The sequence below is a fragment of the Stenotrophomonas geniculata genome, assembly GCF_034508895.1.
Taxonomy (GTDB): Bacteria; Pseudomonadota; Gammaproteobacteria; order Xanthomonadales; family Xanthomonadaceae; genus Stenotrophomonas; species Stenotrophomonas geniculata.
In genome coordinates this window covers 432,331-446,292 of record NZ_CP140571.1, presented here as the reverse complement: position 1 = coordinate 446,292, position 13,962 = coordinate 432,331, and the positions used below count along the sequence as shown (strand labels likewise).

At 67.1% G+C, this 13,962-nt stretch carries 14 protein-coding genes; 6 read left to right on the top strand and 8 right to left on the bottom strand.

The features are described from left to right. Positions 1–349: 349 nt before the first annotated feature. Positions 350–1,366, bottom strand: coding sequence for a phosphate ABC transporter substrate-binding protein PstS (gene pstS, locus RI032_RS02205; RefSeq protein WP_057504342.1), 1,017 nt, complete (start codon positions 1,364–1,366; stop codon positions 350–352). Positions 1,367–1,918: 552 nt separating this feature from the next. Between pstS and RI032_RS02200 the strand changes: the two genes are divergently transcribed. Then, positions 1,919–3,151, top strand: a complete 1,233-nt coding sequence (locus RI032_RS02200; RefSeq protein ID WP_054171361.1) for a porin — start codon at positions 1,919–1,921, stop codon at positions 3,149–3,151. Between the two features lie 81 nt (positions 3,152–3,232). On the opposite strand, the gene nth is transcribed toward RI032_RS02200, so the two are convergent. Genes nth through RI032_RS02185 form a run of 3 tightly spaced genes read right to left on the bottom strand, consistent with a single transcriptional unit; the run spans position 3,233 to position 5,065 of the window. Beyond that, a complete protein-coding gene (gene nth, locus RI032_RS02195; RefSeq protein ID WP_049436514.1) occupies positions 3,233–3,925 on the bottom strand; it encodes an endonuclease III in 693 nt (230 codons plus the stop codon). Continuing rightward, positions 3,925–4,278: a hypothetical protein gene (locus tag RI032_RS02190; protein ID WP_043402629.1), complete on the bottom strand. Its 354-nt coding sequence runs from the start codon at positions 4,276–4,278 to the stop codon at positions 3,925–3,927. The genes nth and RI032_RS02190 overlap by 1 nt, the downstream gene beginning before the upstream one ends. Before the next feature lie 4 nt (positions 4,279–4,282). Next, on the bottom strand, positions 4,283–5,065 hold the full coding sequence (locus RI032_RS02185) for an enoyl-CoA hydratase/isomerase family protein (RefSeq protein ID WP_043402633.1): 783 nt from the start codon (positions 5,063–5,065) through the stop codon (positions 4,283–4,285). 167 nt (positions 5,066–5,232) lie between these two features. Here RI032_RS02185 and RI032_RS02180 point away from each other — a divergent pair, with 167 nt between their 5' ends. From RI032_RS02180 to RI032_RS02170, 3 genes are all read left to right on the top strand, one after another. Further along, the gene (locus RI032_RS02180) at positions 5,233–5,934 is read left to right on the top strand and encodes an FKBP-type peptidyl-prolyl cis-trans isomerase N-terminal domain-containing protein (protein WP_032127896.1); all 702 of its coding nucleotides are present in this window, start codon (positions 5,233–5,235) and stop codon (positions 5,932–5,934) included. 136 nt (positions 5,935–6,070) lie between these two features. Then, complete coding sequence (locus tag RI032_RS02175) at positions 6,071–6,874, top strand: CoA pyrophosphatase (RefSeq protein WP_134958521.1); 804 nt, start codon at positions 6,071–6,073, stop codon at positions 6,872–6,874. After that, positions 6,871–7,773 carry a sulfurtransferase gene (locus RI032_RS02170; RefSeq protein WP_260364298.1) on the top strand — a complete coding sequence of 301 codons (903 nt, stop codon included), beginning with the start codon at positions 6,871–6,873 and terminating at the stop codon, positions 7,771–7,773. The genes RI032_RS02175 and RI032_RS02170 overlap by 4 nt, the downstream gene beginning before the upstream one ends. 372 nt (positions 7,774–8,145) lie before the next feature. Here the strand turns inward: RI032_RS02170 and RI032_RS02165 are convergent, their stop codons facing one another. Then, positions 8,146–8,712: an N-acetylmuramoyl-L-alanine amidase gene (locus tag RI032_RS02165; RefSeq protein WP_322547789.1), complete on the bottom strand. Its 567-nt coding sequence runs from the start codon at positions 8,710–8,712 to the stop codon at positions 8,146–8,148. A 72-nt stretch (positions 8,713–8,784) separates the two neighbouring features. Between RI032_RS02165 and RI032_RS02160 the strand changes: the two genes are divergently transcribed. Beyond that, entirely contained in the window at positions 8,785–9,312 is a 528-nt protein-coding gene (locus tag RI032_RS02160; RefSeq protein WP_057502293.1) for an alpha/beta hydrolase, read from the top strand. Between the two features lie 145 nt (positions 9,313–9,457). After that, complete coding sequence (gene rlmKL, locus RI032_RS02155; RefSeq protein ID WP_312250468.1) at positions 9,458–11,596, top strand: bifunctional 23S rRNA (guanine(2069)-N(7))-methyltransferase RlmK/23S rRNA (guanine(2445)-N(2))-methyltransferase RlmL; 2,139 nt, start codon at positions 9,458–9,460, stop codon at positions 11,594–11,596. A 71-nt stretch (positions 11,597–11,667) separates the two neighbouring features. Here rlmKL and RI032_RS02150 read toward each other — a convergent pair whose 3' ends face one another. The 3 genes from RI032_RS02150 to RI032_RS02140 are packed head-to-tail and all read right to left on the bottom strand — an operon-like array spanning position 11,668 to position 13,933. Beyond that, positions 11,668–11,997, bottom strand: a complete 330-nt coding sequence (locus RI032_RS02150; RefSeq protein ID WP_053442762.1) for a DUF3325 domain-containing protein — start codon at positions 11,995–11,997, stop codon at positions 11,668–11,670. Beyond that, positions 11,994–13,622, bottom strand: coding sequence for a PepSY-associated TM helix domain-containing protein (locus RI032_RS02145; protein ID WP_049482895.1), 1,629 nt, complete (start codon positions 13,620–13,622; stop codon positions 11,994–11,996). The genes RI032_RS02150 and RI032_RS02145 overlap by 4 nt, the downstream gene beginning before the upstream one ends. Beyond that, entirely contained in the window at positions 13,619–13,933 is a 315-nt protein-coding gene (locus RI032_RS02140) for a DUF3649 domain-containing protein (protein ID WP_322547788.1), read from the bottom strand. The genes RI032_RS02145 and RI032_RS02140 overlap by 4 nt, the downstream gene beginning before the upstream one ends. Positions 13,934–13,962 lie beyond the last annotated feature (29 nt).

The following is a 13,962-nucleotide window of genomic DNA, read 5'->3' as shown; positions in this document are numbered from 1 at the left end:
ACAGCCGTATTACGACCATGACAGAGGTGTCCTGGATCACGTTCTGACAAGGGTTTCACGGGGTTGGCCGGCCCCTGGCAGGAGCCCTGAGACCCCGGATCTGCGCATCGATATGACGGCCTGGGCGCTGGGTAGAGTCGAGCCATACTCGACTGCTCCCTGTCCTCGGCAGCTGCGGACCGTTGGTCTGCACGCTCCAGCACCCAGCCGAGCATGGGCTCGGCTCTACAGGGCCTGGTGCACCCCAAAAACAAGAAGAGCGCGAGATCTCGAGGATCTCGCGCCCGGGTTGGGATCGGCGGGGGAGAGAGGACCCGCCGATCCCGTTCCTGCGGGGGAACGCGATTGCTTACTTCAGGTTCTGCGACCAGTAGGTCTCGATCTGGCGGACCAGACTGTCCGGCAGCGGTACGTAGTCCAGCTGGCGGGCCTGGGCGTCGCCGCTCTTGTAGACCCAGCGGAAGAACTCCTGGGTGGCCTTGCCGTTGGCAGCATTCTTCGGCTTCTTGTGCACCAGGATGAAGTTGGTGGCGGTGATCGGCCAGGACTCGGCGCCCGGGGCGTTGGTCATCACCAGGTAGAAGTCCTTGGCGCTGGCCCAGTCGGCGCTGGCAGCAGCGGCGGCGAACGAGGCGTCGCTCGGCTGCACGAACTTGCCGGCGGCGTTCTTCATCGCGGTGTACGACAGCTTGTTCTGCAGCGCGTAGGACAGTTCGACGTAGCCGATGCCGCCCTTGATCTGCTTCACGTAGGCAGCAACGCCTTCATTGCCCTTGCCGCCGATGCCGGCCGGCCACTGGACCGAGGTGCCTTCACCGACCGAGGTCTTCCATTCCGGGCTGACCTTGGACAGGTAGTTGACGAAGTTGAAGGTGGTGCCCGAACCATCCGAGCGGTGCACGACGGTGATCTTGGCACTCGGCAGGGTCACGCCTGGGTTCAGTGCGGCGATGGCCGGGTCGTTCCAGGTCTTGATCTTGCCCAGGAAGATGTTGGCCAGCACGGTGCCGTCCAGCTTCAGTGCGCCCGGCGCGATGCCGGCCACGTTGACCACCGGCACCACGCCGCCGATCACCGACGGGAACTGTGCCAGGCCCGAAGCCGCCAGCTCTTCCGGCTTCAGCGGGGCGTCGGAGGAGCCGAAATCAACGGTCTTGGCCTTGATCTGCGCAATGCCGCCGCCGGAACCGATCGACTGGTAGTTGACCTTGTTGCTGGTGGCAGCGTTGTAGTCGGCCGACCACTTCGACATCACCGGGTAGATGAACGAGGCGCCCGCGCCGGTGATTTCAGCGGCGTTGGCGGCGAACACGGACGACGCTGCGAAGACGGCAACGGCAACGCGCGACTTGAAGGCGTGGATCACGGGGTGGCTCCTGGGTTGATTGGGATGCGGGGTTACCCGCCCGGCGCACATTCCATAACGGTTCGATGACAGCGCAGGGACCGTTGTATGACGCAACCGTTACAGCGCTGCCCGGCGCCCGTACAGCAGGGGCGTGAAGGTTCTGAGTGTTGCGGACAACGTGATGACCAATGCGCTGGAGACGGACGTGGCCCGGTTGCGATCACGTTCCATATGTCGCTGATGACCTGCCCGGTGTAGTCGTCAATGCCGTCCCTGCCTGGCGTTCCGCAGTGACGCCGCGTCATCCGCACGAAACCAGCAATGCCGGTGAAGGTCGCGCAGCGACCGGCCCGCGCATGGATGCTGATACGTCACGCCATATGCCGCAAGGAATCCACAAGCATGTGGCCACAAATGAGTCGTACGCATGACCGCACGAAGAAATCTGTGGTTGGTGCTCAATCTGTCATTCGGCTGTCATGGTTTTAACGGAACGTTCGCAAAACGCTTGACCGGCCTGCCGGCGTGGCGTTCTGCCCAAGCCATTCCAACCCTCTGGAGAAATCCAAAATGCGTTCCCATTTGCTCGCCGCCGCGGTCGTTGCAAGCCTCGGTCTGGTTTCCGCCGACGCCTTCGCAGCCCCCGCCAGCTCGGGCGTATCCCAGGCACAGTTGCAGCAGCTGCAGGCACAGATTGCTGCGCTGCAGGCCCAGGTCCAGCAGTTGCAGAACGATTCGCAGGCGCTGCAGGCGCAGTCCGACGCGCAGTCCGAAGTGAACATCACCCAGGCGCAGGCCCTGGAAGGTGCGCAGAAGACCCAGACCAGCGTCGACAAGCTGGCCAAGCTGGTCAATGACAACAAGATCGGCGGTCGCATGTTCTTCGACCTGACCAACATCGACAAGACCAGCAACGGCAAGGACACCGCCGCCAGCGGCACCGGTCTGGACGTCAAGCGCTTCTACCTGACCGTCGATCACAAGTTCAACGACATCTGGTCCGCCAACCTGACCACCGACTTCCAGTACAGCTCGGCCATCGGTAACACCGAACTGTTCGTCAAGAAGGCCTACGTACAGGGCAGCTTCGACCCGGCCTTCAACCTGCGCGTCGGTGCCGCCGACATGCCGTGGATCCCGTACGTCGAGAAGTTCTACGGCATGCGCTATGTCGAGAACACCCTGACCGACCGCCTGAAGTACGGCAACTCGTCCGACTGGGGCCTGCACGGCTTCGGCAACCTGGGCAACAACTTCAACTACGCCGTCTCGGTGGTGTCCGGCGCCGGTTACAAGAACCCGACCCGCAGCAAGGGCATGGACGTGGAAGGCCGCGCGGCCTATACCCCGAACGAGAACTTCGTGGTTGCCGTCGGTGGCTACAGCGGCAAGCTGGGCAAGGAAACCGACATCCAGAGCGCTGAGAACACCTACACCCGCGCCAATGCGATGGTGGCCTACGCCAGCAGCGACTTCCGCGTCGGTGGCGAGTACTTCCAGGCCAAGAACCTCAACAACGTGATGACCGTTGCCACCGACAAGACCAGCGGCTGGTCGGTGTGGGGCAGCGTGCGCGTCACCGACGGCGGCATCAACGTGTTCGGTCGTTACGATGACACCGACGTCAGCAAGACCCTGGACCCGACCCTGAGCGACAAGTACTGGAACGTCGGCGTCGAGTTCCCGGTCATGAAGAACCTCAAGCTGTCGACCGTGTACAAGTACACGCACCTGGCCAACGCCAGCGACAAGAAGAACGACAAGACCAAGGAATTCGGCGTCTGGGGCGACCTGTCGTTCTGATGTCCTGACGCACCCTTGTCTACAAGCAAAGACGGCGGGCCCTGTGCCCGCCGTCTTTGTTTTGTCACACCACGAACGCGGTCACGCCTCGGCCGTGGTCTTTTCCTTGAACCGGCACAGGTCGGCGATCACGCAGCCCGGGCAATCCGGCTTGCGCGCCTTGCACACATAACGCCCGTGCAGGATCAGCCAGTGATGCGCGTCGAGCAGGAACTCGGCCGGAATCACCTTCACCAGTTTGTCTTCCACTTCACGCACGTTCTTGCCTGGCGCCAGGCCGGTGCGGTTGGATACGCGGAAGATATGCGTGTCCACCGCCATCACCGGCTCGCCGAATGCAGTGTTGAGCACCACGTTGGCGGTCTTGCGTCCAACGCCTGGCAGCGCTTCCAGTTCATCGCGATCGCGCGGCACTTCACCGCCGTGCTTCTCCAGCAGGATCGCACAGGTGGCGATCACGTTCTTCGCCTTGGCGTTGAACAGGCCGATGGTGGCGATGTACTGCTTCAGCCCGTCCTCGCCGAGTGCGAGGATCTTCGCCGGCGTGTTGGCGACCGGGAACAGACGGCGCGTGGCCTTGTTGACGCCGACGTCGGTGGCCTGCGCCGACAGCGCGACCGCCACCAGCAGCTCGAACGGCGAGCTGTACTCCAGTTCGGTCTTCGGGTGTGGATTGAGTTCGCGCAGGCGGGTGAACATTTCCACCACGTCGGCGCGCGGCATCGTGCCGCCACGCCGCGCCGGGGCGCGTGCGGTCTTCTTCAGGGTGGCCATTACTGCTCCTTGCCGCTGGCGCGGGCCTTGGCCCGGGCGAGGATGGCGGCGGCTGCGGCGGGCAGGGCGGGTTTCACGTCCGGCGCCGGGGCCGGCGTACGGCGCGCATCGCGCTCGGCTTCGCGCCGTGCCAGCCGCACCGCACGCGCACGGTAGCGTTCGCGTGCGGCCCAGGCCGTATGCAATTGCTGCTGCGCCTGCTGCAGGCGTCGCGGAAGGTCCGGGTGACCGGGCAGCAGCTGTTCGTCGCCGGCGCGGGCGACGTAGTCCATCAGGCCTGCCTGCAGGGCACCATCGAGATCGTCTGCCTGGACCCGGGCGAACAGCTGCGCGGGGTTGGGTCGGGATGCCATGGCGTCAGCGGTTCTGGAAGGCCGGCGGACGGCGCTGCAGGAACGCGCTGGTGCCTTCGCGCATGTCCTCGGTGGCGAACAGCAGGCCGAACTGCGCGCTTTCGTACTCCAGCCCTGCCTCCAGGCTGCATTCGCCACCCACGTGCACGGCATCCAGCAGGCCACGCAGGGCCAGCGGCGCCGAGCGCGCCAACTGGCGGGCGACATCCTGCACACGGTTGTCCAGCGCGTCGGCAGGCACCACCTCGTTGACGATGCCCAGTTCCAGCGCACGCGCGGCGTTGATCGGTGCACCCAGCAGGCACAGCTCCAGGGTGGCGGCGCGGCCGCACAGGCGCAGCAGGCGCTGGCTGCCGCCGAAGCCGGGAATCAGGCCGAGGTTGATCTCCGGCTGCCCGACCTTGGCCGTATCGGCAGCGATGCGCAGGTGGCAGGCCATGGCCAGCTCCAGCCCGCCGCCCAGGGCGAAGCCGTTCACGCGAGCGATCACCGGCTTGGGCATGCGCTCGATCTGGCGCATCAGGGCCTGGCCGAGCAGGGAGAAATCACGTCCCTGAACCGCACTGAGTGTGTTCATCTCGGCGATGTCGGCTCCGGCCACGAACGCCTTCGGACCGGCACCGGTCAGCACCACCACGCGCACGTCCGGGTCGGCAGCGGCGGCGCTGAATGCCTCGGCCAGCGCCTGCAGGGTCGCGGCATTCAAGGCGTTGAGCTTGTCCGGGCGCTGGACGGTCACGGTGCGGATGGCGCCGTCGTCGGCGACAGCGATCAGGGCATCGGCCACGGGAAAACTCCTGAAACGTTAAAAAAAAGTGAGATTGAACTCCGCCAACGCAGACGGGTCTTAGCCTGCATCGTGAGTAGCGGTTACACGTTGTGCCCGTTATCCTAACCCGTCGCCTCAGGGCGGCGCAGAACGTCCCTGAGTTACCACCCCTGGAGAACTGTTTGATGAAGTTGCGTTCTATCGCGGTCGCCGTCGCGGCCCTGGCCCTGACGGGCAATGCCTTCGCCCAGGACGTCTCGTCCGAAAAGGGCAAGCTGAGCTACTACTTCGGTTACGACTACGGCAACAACCTGGCGGAGCTGACCGGTCGTGGTGAGCAGCTGGACATCAACTCGGTGGTGAAGGGTCTGCAGGACGCCTACGCCAAGAAGCAGCCGGCGATCACCGCCGACCAGCTGAAGCCGGCCGTTGAAGCGTTCCAGAAGCGCGAGCAGGGCCGTGCCCAGGCTGCCAAGGCCGAGTACGAAAAGGCTGCTGCCGAAAACAAGACCAAGAGCGATCAGTTCATCGCGGCGAACAAGGCCAAGGCCGGCGTGCAGTCCCTGCCGAGCGGCGTCCAGTACCGCGTGATCGAAGCCGGCAAGGGCGCCAAGCCGACCCAGGCCAGCACCGTGCAGCTGGAAGTGGCCGGTCCGTTCCCGTACGGCCAGCGCCCGACCGAAGCCCGCCCGGCCCAGCAGATTCCGTCGATCAAGGTCAGCGAAGTCGAAATGAAGGCCATGCGCGAGACCCTGCTGCAGATGCCGGCAGGCTCGAAGTGGGAAGTCACCCTGCCGCCGGACCAGGCCTACGGTGCCGACCCGCGCACCCCGTTCCCGCCGAACGTGGCTGTGCAGTTCGAGATCAAGCTGGTCAGCGTCAAGTAAATCGAAGCCGTAAACGAAACGCGCCGGTGATTCCACCGGCGCGTTTTTGTTTGCGCGGAGTGCGACGGTGCCACGCACCGCATCTGCACCCCGCGCAAATTCAGCCCGATCGCGCTACTGTTGCCGGGTGCAAACAATGGAAGAAACGGCGCGTGTTGTCGCAAGTCCCTGCATCGGAGTGTGCACGCTGGATCCGGACCGGCAATGCACCGGCTGCGGGCGGCACATCGATGAAATCGCACGGTGGTCGTCGATGAGCAACGAGGAGCGCAGCCGCATCCTGCATCGCGTGCAACCCCTGCGTGAACAGCTGCAGCAATCACTGCGCGGCTCGCTGGCCGATCACGAACGCTTGATGCGCGCGCTGCATCCACTGGCCGAGCCGCCGGCCGGCGACGGCTGGAACCGCAGCGAACTGAGTGACCTGCTGCCGCCGGGGCCACCTGTGGAAGCCGCCGTACTGGCCGGCATCGTGCCGCGCGCAAATGGCGCACAGGTCATCCTTACCCGTCGCACCGAAACCCTGCGCCAGCATGGTGGCCAGGTCGGCTTCCCCGGCGGGCGCACCGAACCCGATGACCGCGACGCACTGGCGGCCGCGCTGCGCGAGAGCCAGGAAGAAATCGCACTGGCGCCCGGCCAGGTGCAGGCGCTGGGCTATCTCGATCCCTTTGTGACGATCACCGGCTACCGGGTCACGCCGGTGGTGGCCGTCGTCGATCCGGACTTCGTACCGGTGCCGCAGCCCAGCGAAGTGGCCGAGGTGTTCGAGGTGCCGCTGGATTACCTGATGGCCGCAGACAACCTGCGCCAGGTCGAAATCAATCACCGCGGCCGCATCCGCCACGTCCTTGAGTACGGCTGGCCCGGCCAGCGTATCTGGGGCGCGACCGCCGCCATTCTCTACAACCTGCGTCGCCGCCTGGAGCAAGTGCAATGAAGCCGATCGATCCGCCGTGGACCACGCTTGTCGATGTCGCCAGCCTGGCGGCAGCATTGGGTGAGGGCGTACGTGTCGTCGATGCACGTGCCACCGCCAGCACCGCCGTACGCGTGGTCGATGCGCGGTCCTCGCTGGCCGACCCGCAGGCGGGTAGCGGCCAGTATCTGGCGGGGCATGTTCCGGGCGCGGTGTATGCCGACCTCAATCGGGACCTGTCGGATCTGACCCGCAGCGGCCACGGCCGTCATCCACTGCCGGACAGCGATGCCTTCGCCGCGAAGCTCGGCCAGTGGGGTATTGGTCCCGACACCCAGGTGGTGGTCTACGACGGCAGCGACGGCAGCATGGCCGCCTCGCGCCTGTGGTGGCTGCTGCGCCTGATCGGGCACCGCAAGGTGGCAGTGCTCGATGGTGGTATCACCGCCTGGCAGGCCGCAGGGCACCCCTTGGCGACGGGGCAGGATGAGGTGACCGCGCTGCCGGCTTACCCGGGCCGTTTCGACACCACCCAGATTGCCAATGCCGACGAAATCAGCGCACGCCTGAAGCACGCGCCGGGCTGGCTGGTCGACGCACGCGCGGGCGAACGCTTCCGTGGCGAAGCCGAGCCGCTGGACCCGGTCGCCGGCCATGTGCCCGGCGCGGTCAACCGTCCGTTTGCGTTGAACGTTGCCGACGGCCGCCTGCGCGACGCACAGGAACTGCGCGCCGAACTGCAGGGCGTAATCGGCAACCGCGACCCGCAGCAGGTGGTGCTGATGTGCGGCTCCGGCGTGACCGCCTGCCACCTGTTGCTGGCGATGGAAAGCGCGGGCCTGAGCGGCGCACGCATCTATGCCGATTCCTGGAGCGGGTGGGTCAGCGACAGCAGCCGCCCGGTGGCAACCGGCGCCTGAGCGATCCGAGCAAAAAGCAGTCGAGCGCGGAGCCTCTCCAGAGCCGAGCGGCCGGCTCCACGCGCATGGCGATGCGTTCAAATCATCGGCGCCCGCAGGTCATGGAGCGCGGCTCGACTCTACAAAGGCACCCTCCGATCGATCCGACTCCGTGCCGACCAACGGTCGGCACCCACCAACAGCAGCAGAAATCTGTCGAAGGCGGGGTGGGTCCGGTTGCGGGGGTGTCCGCGGCATGGATGCCGCGGCCAAGCCCCCAGGGACGGGTTTACGGCGTCCCCCGCAACCGGACCCACCCCGCCATCCCAGGGATCCTGCTGTTGCCCTTGCTTCGGCCGTTGCCTCTGCGGGTGCAGGGCGCAGCCCTGCCGCTTACCCAACAGGCTGCAGCGGCACCTTCGCCAGCACCCGCGCCCACGGGAACAACGGTCCCGGATCACGCTTGCGCGCCACCGTCAGCGTCGGATCATCGCTGGCCGGCACCTGCTCCAGATCCAGCTGATCGTGCCCGGCAATCCGCCGCAGCGACGGATAGCGCGCCACCAGCGCCAGCAGCAGCGCCTCCAGCGCCGCCAGCTGTGCCTCGGTGTAGGCCTCGTCCATCGCCTGATGGCGGCTGTCGAGCCAGTCCGGGTAGCGCCCGGTGTTGACCAGCTCGATGCCCAGCGTATGCGCGTTCATGCCGCGCACGTGGTGGGCCACCCGTTCCGGTGCGACGTACTGCACCACGCTGCCATCGCGGTCGATGTAGAAGTGGCCGCTGTTGCCGGCGCCGCTGTCATACAGCACGCGCTCGCCGTACTCGCGGGCCATCGCCAGATCGGGCAGCTCGGTGCAGTGGATCACCACCATCTCCAGCGTGGCCGGGTCGCGCAGCGGCAGGCGGTCTTGATAGGGCAGGGGCTGCAACTGCAGGCCGGGAAGGAGCGGGTTGGGCATCCAGCGATGCTAGCATTGCGGCATGAACCTGCCTCCTCTTTCGCCGCCGACCCGCTCCCACGGAGCGCGTGCATGAGCCGCGGCCACTGCATCCTGTCCCACGGTTTCGAGAGCGGCCCGGAAGCGACCAAGGTCACCGCGCTGGCCGACGTGGCGCAACGCCTGGGCTGGACCCATGAACGCCCGGACTACACCGACCTGGACGCGATGAGCGAGGTCAGCCGGGTGGGTGACGTGCGCACCCGGCTGCAGCGCCTGGTGGAACGCGCCGCCATCGCCGCCCAGCAGGGCCCGGTGGTGCTGGCCGGCTCCAGCCTGGGCGCCTACATCTCCGCCATCGCCTCGCTGCAGGTGCCTGTGGCCGGCCTGTTCCTGATGGTGCCGCCGACCACCATGGGCCCGATGCCGGCGCTGGATGCCGCGGCGGTGCCGACCACGGTGGTGCAGGCCTGGCATGACGACGTGGTACCGGCCGCCGGGGTGATTGCCTGGGCGCAGGCGCGTTCGGCGCAGCTGCTGCTGGTCGACGACGGTCACCGCCTGGAGCACCACGTGGAGGCCTCCGCGCAGGCCTTCGAGCGCTTGCTGCGGCAACTGTGAAGCCCGGGCGCACGGTGCGCCCGCCCGCTTTGACTACAATGGCAGCCCCGCCGCCCCTGGCGCGGGCCTGCCGGCCGTGCCTACGGCCCTCCTTTCCGACTGGCCCGGCCCCTGTGCCGCGCCCGACCACCTGCGAACCGATTCCGTGAAATTCTTCGTCTCCTGCGCCAAGGGCCTGGAATACCTGCTTGCCGATGAACTGTCGGCCCTGGGCCTTGCCAAGGCCACTGCCACCATTGCCGGCGTCAACGCCGAGGGCGAACTGGAGCAGGCGCTGCGGATCGTGATGTGGTCGCGCCTGGCCAGCCGCGTGCTGTGGCCGATCGACGAGTTCGAGTGCCCGGACGAGCAGACCCTGTATGACGGCGTGCGTGCGCTGCCGTGGCATGAGCACATCAAGCCGGAGATGACCCTGGCGGTGGACGCACATGTGTCCGGCGACAAGATCACCCACGCCCGCTTTGCCGCCCAGCGGATCAAGGACGCCATCGTCGACCGCATGCGCGATGAGGGGCTGGAACGCCCCTCGGTCAACACCGACCTGCCGGACGTGCGCGTCAACCTGTCACTGCGCAAGGGCCGCGCCTCGCTGTCGATCGACCTCGGCGGCGGCCCGCTGCATCGCCGTGGCTGGCGCGGTGCCGCCCACGAGGCACCGCTGAAGGAAAACCTGGCTGCCGCGCTGCTGCTGCGCGCGCAGTGGCCGCGCCTGCACGCCGCCGGTGGTGGCCTGCTGGACCCGATGTGCGGCAGCGGCACGCTGCTGATCGAGGGCGCGCTGATGGCCGCTGACGTCGCTCCCGGCCTGATGCGCCATGGCAGCCTGCCGCCGAGCCGCTGGCTGGGCTTCGACAAGGCCGCCTGGAAGACCATCCAGAGCGAAGCGCGTGACCGTGAGGCCGCAGGCCTGGCCGCGCTGAAGCCGGTCATCCATGGCAGCGACATCGACCCGACCGCGATCCAGGCGGCACGCGAGAACGCGGAAGTGGCGGGTGTCGCCCACGCGATCCGCTTCACCCGCGCCGACGTCGCCGACCTGGCCGCGCCGGAGCAGGAGATCGGCGCGGTGGTCTGCAACCCGCCGTACGACGAGCGCCTGGCCGCCGATCCGGCGCTGTACCGCGCACTGGGCAACGCCCTGCAGAAGGCCGTGCCGCAGTGGCGTGCCAGCCTGCTGTGCGGCAACGACGAGCTGGCCTTCGCCACCGGTCTGCGTGCGGGCAAGAAGTACCAGATGTTCAACGGTGCGCTGGAATGCGCGCTGATCGTCTGCGACCCGATCGCGGTGCCGGGCCGCGATCCGGCACAGCCACGCGAGCTGAGCGAAGGTGCGCAGATGGTGGCCAACCGCCTGCGCAAGAACCTGAAGAAGTTCAAGAGCTGGCGTGCCCGCGAGGACATCACCTGCTTCCGCGCCTATGACGCCGACCTGCCGGAGTACGCCGCCGCCATCGACGTCTACGAGGAAGACGGCGGCAAGCGCCGTACCTTCCTGCACGTGCAGGAATACGCCGCACCGGCCGCCATTCCGGAGAACGACGTGCGCCGTCGCCGCAACGAACTGCTGGCCGCTGCGCGTGAAGTGTTCGGCGTGCCGCCGGAGCAGGTCTCGATGAAGTCGCGCGAGCGCGGCAAGGGTGGCAGCAAGTACGGCCGCTTCGAGCAGCGAGACGAGTTCATCGTGGTGCGCGAGAACAACGCGCTGCTGCAGGTGAACCTGTTCGACTACCTCGATACCGGCCTGTTCCTCGACCACCGCCCGCTGCGCCGGATGATGGCCGAGCAGGTGCGCGGCAAGCGTTTCCTCAACCTGTTCTGCTACACCGGCGTGGCCAGCGTGCAGGCCGCGGTGGCCGGTGCCGCCAGCACCACCAGCGTCGACCTGTCGGCCACCTACCTGCAGTGGTGCTACGACAACCTGGCGCTGAACGGGCAGGGCGGCAACCAGCACCTGCTGGTGCAGGCCGATGCCATGGCCTGGCTGGAAGGCGACCGGGGCCAGTACGACGTGATCTTCTGCGACCCGCCGACCTTCTCCAACTCCGCGCGTGCCGATGACTTCGATGTGCAGCGCGAGCAGTTGAAGCTGCTGCGCGCAGCCGTGGCGCGGCTGGCACCGGGCGGCGTGCTGTATTTCTCGAACAACTTCCGCCGCTTCAAGCTGGAAGAGAACGCCATCGCCGAATTCGCCCAGTGCCGCGAGATCACCGCGCGCACCATCGGTCCGGATTTCGAGCGCAACGCGCGCATCCACCGCGCGTGGGAACTGAAGCGGTTGGGGTAAGTCCGCCAGTGCCGGCCGATGGCCGGCACCACCCATCTGGCCAGTAGATCCACGCCATGCGTGGATGGCGGTTACAGCAACCCCACCACCAGCCCGACCACCGGCAACGCGATCGCCAGCGGCGCGATCCATTTCGGTCGGTACGGGTAAAGCCCGAACGACAGCGCCACACCGCCCAGGGTCATCGTGCCCAGCCACAGCACCGGGCCCATCGCCCAGCCATGGTCGACCACGCACAACGCGAACGCCACCGTCAGCAGGGCCCAGCCCAGCACCCGCCACTGCGTGCGCCGTGCCGGGGGAGCTGCAGCCTTGCCGTGCAGGTCGTGCTGGTGCTTTTCCATCGCCAGCGACAGGGCGGTGAACGCAGAGAACGACAACGTCAGAGCCAGCAGCATCATGCGCTGGCCTCCGCTTCGGCCGCTTCGACGGATGCCTTCGGCGCTGCTGCGGCAGCCGCGCGCTTCTTCTTCTCGGCCGCACTCAGCGGTGGCGTCCAGCGCTGCATGCGCCAGCCGCACATCGCCAGCATCGCGCCGAAGGCAATCATCGACAGATCAACGCCGGCCAGCACCCAGTCACCGTTGCGCAGGGTGACGCCCAGGTGGGCATGCGTGGTCAGCGCGTTGACCACCGGCACCAGCGCGAACGCGGCGGCGCCCAGGTACAGCTGCCACGCCCACATCATCCGCTTCGGCCAGATGAAAGCGGCCAGCAGCGCGCCGCCCCAAGCGTAGAAGAACACGTTGGCTTCCGCACTCGAGCGCTCGGCGATGGCCAGCGGCAGCAGGCGGTTGCCCCAGAAGTAGGCGGCAAAGGCGATCGGCAGCCCGGCCACGGTGCCGATGTTCAGCGCATCGACCAGGCGCAGGCCGAAGCCGATGCGTCCACTCTTGGCATGCTTGGGACGTTCCTTCACCGCCCACAGCACCACGCCGCTGGCGACCATCAGGCAGCCGACCAGGCCGGACAGGAAGAACAGTGCACGCAGGCCCCAGTCGGCAAAGCGTGCCAGATGCAGGCCGTACAGCACGCCGCGGGTGGCGGTGGCGCCACCGGAGGGCGGTGTTTCTTCCAGCAATGCACCGCTGACCATGTCGTAGCGCACGGCCGGGGTGTCGGTGGACAGGCGCTTGCCATCACGCTGGCGGATGTCGATCACCGCATTGGCCGCGCCCGGGTTGGACACGGTGAAGCCGGCCACTTCCACGCCGTGCCAATGCGCACGCGCGCTGTCCAGCAGTTGCGCGATCGGCAGCGGTGTTGCGCGGCCTTCGGCCGGCGCGGTCACCTCCGGCATGCCGCCGAAGGCTTCGCTGAAGAACTTGTCCTCGTCCTGCGGGTAGGCGACTTTCACGCCCCACGGCAGGTACATGATCATCAGAGTGACGATGCCGGTGTAGGTGATCATCGCGTGGTAGGGCAGGGCCATCACCGCGCTGACGTTGTGGAAATCGAGCCAGGAGCGCAGGCCCTTGTCCTTGCGGAAGGTGAAGAAGTCCTTGAAGATTTTCTTGTGGGTGATGACGCCGGTGATGATCGCCACCAGCATGAACATCGCGCAGAAGCCGACCAGATAGCGTGCCCACAGCACCGGGATGTAGTGCAGGTCGAAGTGCAGGCGGTAGAAGAAATCACCGCCGCGGGTCTCACGGGCCTTCAGTGCCTGGCCGGTGTTGGGGTCGAGCGTGGCATCGCCGAAGCCGCCTCGACGGCCACGGCTGGGGTCGGCCAGTTCCGGGGGCAGTCGCCAGAACATCTGCATGGCCGGGTTGCGCGGCTGCGGCAGGGTGACGAACCAGTTCTCGGCCTGCGCGGCGTTGGCCTGCAGGTAGTCCACCGCGCGCTGCGCGGCGACGTCGATGCTGACGTTGCTGGACGGCAGCTCCGGGCGCATCCAGCGGCTGATTTCTTCGCGGTAGTAGCTGGCCGTGCCGGCCATGAAAATCAGCAGCAGCAACCAGCCGACCAGCAGGCCGGTCCAGGTGTGCAGCCAGGCCATCGACTGGCGGAATCCGTTCTTCATGCCCAGGCCCCCAGCATGCGCGCGATGGCAGTCATCAGCAGGGCGGGAGCGAGAATGCCGACCCACGCACGCAGCGCGCTGCGGGTGGCGAACGCCCACAACGCCGCGCAGGCGGCGACCAGAATGGCCAGCAGCATGCCGGTCAGCACGGTCTGCCCGCGTGCGCCGGGCAGCGCCACCGCGCAGAACACGCTGGTGGCCGAAGCCAGCGCATAGCCGCCGAAGATCGCAGCCAACGAGCGTGACAGCACGTCCCAGCGCGGGTTGGAGAAGAAGGTGCGGGGGCTGGCGGGTGCGGGCGAGCGGTCCACGGCGTTCCTGCAGGTAGGGGAGGGGATGG

What these genes read in the sequence shown, in the direction of transcription:
- RI032_RS02200 (WP_054171361.1), top strand. Translation starts at nt 1,919, where the DNA reads ATGCGTTCCCATTTGCTCGCCGCCGCGGTCGTTGCAAGCCTCGGTCTG.
- nth (WP_049436514.1), bottom strand. Translation starts at nt 3,925, where the DNA reads ATGGCCACCCTGAAGAAGACCGCACGCGCCCCGGCGCGGCGTGGCGGC.
- RI032_RS02190 (WP_043402629.1), bottom strand. Translation starts at nt 4,278, where the DNA reads ATGGCATCCCGACCCAACCCCGCGCAGCTGTTCGCCCGGGTCCAGGCA.
- RI032_RS02180 (WP_032127896.1), top strand. Translation starts at nt 5,233, where the DNA reads ATGAAGTTGCGTTCTATCGCGGTCGCCGTCGCGGCCCTGGCCCTGACG.
- RI032_RS02175 (WP_134958521.1), top strand. Translation starts at nt 6,071, where the DNA reads ATGGAAGAAACGGCGCGTGTTGTCGCAAGTCCCTGCATCGGAGTGTGC.
- RI032_RS02170 (WP_260364298.1), top strand. Translation starts at nt 6,871, where the DNA reads ATGAAGCCGATCGATCCGCCGTGGACCACGCTTGTCGATGTCGCCAGC.
- RI032_RS02165 (WP_322547789.1), bottom strand. Translation starts at nt 8,712, where the DNA reads ATGCCCAACCCGCTCCTTCCCGGCCTGCAGTTGCAGCCCCTGCCCTAT.
- RI032_RS02160 (WP_057502293.1), top strand. Translation starts at nt 8,785, where the DNA reads ATGAGCCGCGGCCACTGCATCCTGTCCCACGGTTTCGAGAGCGGCCCG.
- RI032_RS02150 (WP_053442762.1), bottom strand. Translation starts at nt 11,997, where the DNA reads ATGATGCTGCTGGCTCTGACGTTGTCGTTCTCTGCGTTCACCGCCCTG.
- RI032_RS02145 (WP_049482895.1), bottom strand. Translation starts at nt 13,622, where the DNA reads ATGAAGAACGGATTCCGCCAGTCGATGGCCTGGCTGCACACCTGGACC.